This is a genomic window from Brunnivagina elsteri CCALA 953 (assembly GCF_002289455.1).
Taxonomy (GTDB): Bacteria; Cyanobacteriota; Cyanobacteriia; order Cyanobacteriales; family Nostocaceae; genus Brunnivagina; species Brunnivagina elsteri.
The window spans coordinates 1-3,374 of record NZ_NTFS01000553.1; the positions used below are offsets into that span (position 1 = coordinate 1).

Annotated in this window: 2 protein-coding genes; both read left to right on the forward strand. The window is 37.1% G+C overall.

Annotated elements, in window-relative coordinates:
* Window positions 1–2,277: CHAT domain-containing protein (locus CK510_RS28175; RefSeq protein WP_095724795.1), on the forward strand; the 2,277-nt coding region annotated here is incomplete at its 5' end.
* Window positions 2,278–2,508: 231 nt separating this feature from the next.
* Window positions 2,509–3,192 (forward strand): DUF928 domain-containing protein, encoded by a 684-nt coding sequence (locus tag CK510_RS28180; RefSeq protein WP_245912480.1) that lies wholly within the window; start codon window positions 2,509–2,511, stop codon window positions 3,190–3,192.
* Window positions 3,193–3,374 lie beyond the last annotated feature (182 nt).

The following is a 3,374-nucleotide window of genomic DNA, read 5'->3' on the forward strand; positions in this document are numbered from 1 at the left end:
GCCTTAAAATTAGTTGATAAATCTAGTAATAAATCAAAAGATAACTTTGTTTATGCTCAAATTCTCAATAATCAAGGAGATTTGCTATTTAATCAGGGGAAAACTGAAGCTGCATTAGAAGCTTGGAAAAAAGCAGAGAAATGCTATAAAAAAGTAGGAGATAAGGTTGGTGAAATTGGTACGCAAATTAATCAAGCAAGAGCATTGCAAATGTTAGGTTATTTCCTTCATGCCAATAATATTTTTAAAAAAGTTGCAGTTTCGCTCTCATTACAACCAGACTCGCTACTTAAATTATCTGGTTTATTAAATCTGGGAAATAATTTGCGAATTGTGGGAGACTACTCTAGAGCGAGAGAAACTCTACAAAAAAGTTTAGAAATAGCGCAAAAGTTAGATTTACCAATAGAAGCACAAATAGTATTACTTAACTTAGGAAAGTTGGCAAAAGTAGAAAATAAAATTGAAATAGCCTTAATTTTTTTTCAACAAGCAGCTAATCAAGATAATCTCATTTCCAAGCAGACTAAATCACAAATTCAAATACAAATAGAATTACAAGCTCAACTCGAACAATTAGATATTTTATGTAAATTGAATCGGAATATAGAAGCTGAAAAATTATTACAGCAAATTCAAGCTGAAATTCCTAATTTATCTCCGAATCAAACCAAAATTTATACAGAAATTGAATTAGCGACTAACTTAGTAGAACTATCTAACAATTCAGCAATACATATTCCCAATTCATTAATCCAAGCAGCAGGATTATTAGTAAATGCTCGATATCAAGCGCATAAATTAGGAAATTCCCGTGCAGAATCAACAGCATTAGGAAAATTGGGGAATCTCTACGAACAAACAAAGCAATGGAAAGAAGCAACCAACTTAACAAAACAAGCTTTACACTTAGCAGAAAATATCAATGCTTCCGACATCGCTTATCAATGGAAATGGCAAATGGGGCGAATTCTCAAAAATCAAGGTGATATACTAAGTGCGATCGCAAACTACAAACAAGCATTTCAAGACTTACAATATCTACGTCAAGATTTAGTTGCAATCAATCAAGATATCCAATTTTCATTTCGTAGTCGTGTTGAACCTGTTTATCGTGAACTTGTAGATTTACTATTACAAGATATTCCTAGTTATTCCACTACCCAAAAACAAGAAAATCTCATCTTTGCAAGGGAAACAATCGAAGCACTTCAGCTTGCAGAACTAGCAAACTTCTTCCGTGAAGCTTGTTTAGATAGCAAAACAGTACCCATCGAAAAAATTGACTCCAAAGCTGCCCTAATTTATCCGATTATTTTACGCGATCGCATTGAGATAATTCTCTCATTACCCAACCAACCTTTACGCCATTACCCAACCAAAATCCCCCAATCGGAAGTCGAAGCAGCTATCAAAAGTATGCGACAGTCATTACGAAAAACTTCATTTGCAACAGAAAGATTGACGGTTGCTAAACAAATTTATACCTGGTTAATAACACCTATAATCCCTGATTTAACTACAAATAACATTAATACACTAGTGTTTATTCTTGATGGCAATCTGCGGAATATACCGATGGCAGCATTATCTGATGGAGAAAAATATCTGATAGAAAAATATCAAATAGCCTATTCACCAAGTTTACAACTTTTTAAATCCCAACCTCGCGATCGCATTCAAGTATTAGCAGGTGGATTGACGACAGAAAAGGGCGATTTTTCCCCATTACCTGGAGTTGAGCGGGAAATACGGCAAATTAAAGACAAAATACCCACAACAACATTACTCAACCAACAATTTACCATAGACAAACTCCAAGCCAAATTGCAAAACCCCTCATACTCAATTTTGCACTTAGCAACCCACGGACAATTTAGCTCCAAACCCAGCAATACCTTCATCAAAACATGGAACGGGCAAATTAATATTGAACAGTTGAGTCGATTAATGAGCGATCGCAATTTAAAAGGCTCCTCCCCTATCGATTTATTAGTGCTTAGTGCCTGCCAAACGGCAAAAGGTGACGAAAAGGCTACCCTTGGACTTGCGGGGGTTGCAGTACGTTCTGGTGTCCGTAGTACTCTCGCTTCGTTGTGGACTGTTAGCGATGAATCAACCGCAGATTTGATGGGTACTTTTTACCAAGAATTATTGATATCAGGTGTATCAAAAGCTCAAGCATTGCGATTGGCACAGTTAGAGCTATTAAAAAAACCTGAATTTAAACATCCTTATTACTGGGCAGCTTTTATACTAGTTGGCAATTGGCTTTAGAGGTTAGATAATTGAGTTGGACTATACCAAAACTCAAAAACGGAGAAAACAATATACAGCATTTTTCAATTTATAGAAAGATTTTTTGTAGAGATGGCAAGGAAAGCACGTCTTTCTCTCCATCAACACCACATTGACAAAATGCAATCGACAACCTCTTAAAACTAAAACCTAAGTTTATAATATAAGATGCTTTTTCACACATTAAAGAGCAAAGCAACTGTAATTACCTTGGCATCAGTAATAATGGTGACAAATTTAACTACTACTGCATGGTCAGCAAAAGCAACCTCAACAAATTTTGAGCCACCAAAAAGAGACGCACCACGTGGTGGTACTGCTGGTGGTGGTTCCCGTCCAATAGCTTTGGCTTGTGCTTCGAGTTTATCAAATCGGGATATAGCTCTAACAGCTCTTAGTCCTGGAAAACATATTGGTTTATCGCAATTACAACGTCCTGTATTCTTTGTTCATCTTCCCCAAACCGGCGCTCAATCGGCAGAGTTTAGCTTGTTTGACAAAGAAATGAACGGAATTTATCAACAGAATATACCCATTACCAATCAAGCAGGTTTGATAAATATACAGTTACCAAAAGATGCACCATCCTTAGTCCCAAATAAAACCTACTATTGGTCATTTGCGATCGCTTGCAATCCTAGCGACAGAACAGAAGATTTGGTAGTTGGTGGTTGGGTGGAATATACACCATTAAGTCACTTGATTCAGGAAAAATTAGCTGCTTCAACAGTAATTGAGCGTGCCTCTCTCTATGCTAAACAGGGCTTTTGGTACGACGCAGTAGCAACAATTATCGAACTCCAAAATCTACAACCCAATAACCCCCAACTTTCCCAATCTTGGAACGAATTATTAACATCGGTTGGTTTAACTGTTGTTGCCACAGCAAATTGAAAAATCCCCCCTAACTCCCATGAGTCAAGGCTCTAGTGTACACAGAAGTTGGTAAAACCCTTATTAATAGTGACTCTGATAAGTCCGCAATTCTCGCAAAATCCCTCCTCGCGAGCGGGGAGGGTTAGGGTGGGGTTCTTTTATTTAGGGCATTCAGGAAATTAAACCAGTTTGGTTCGACA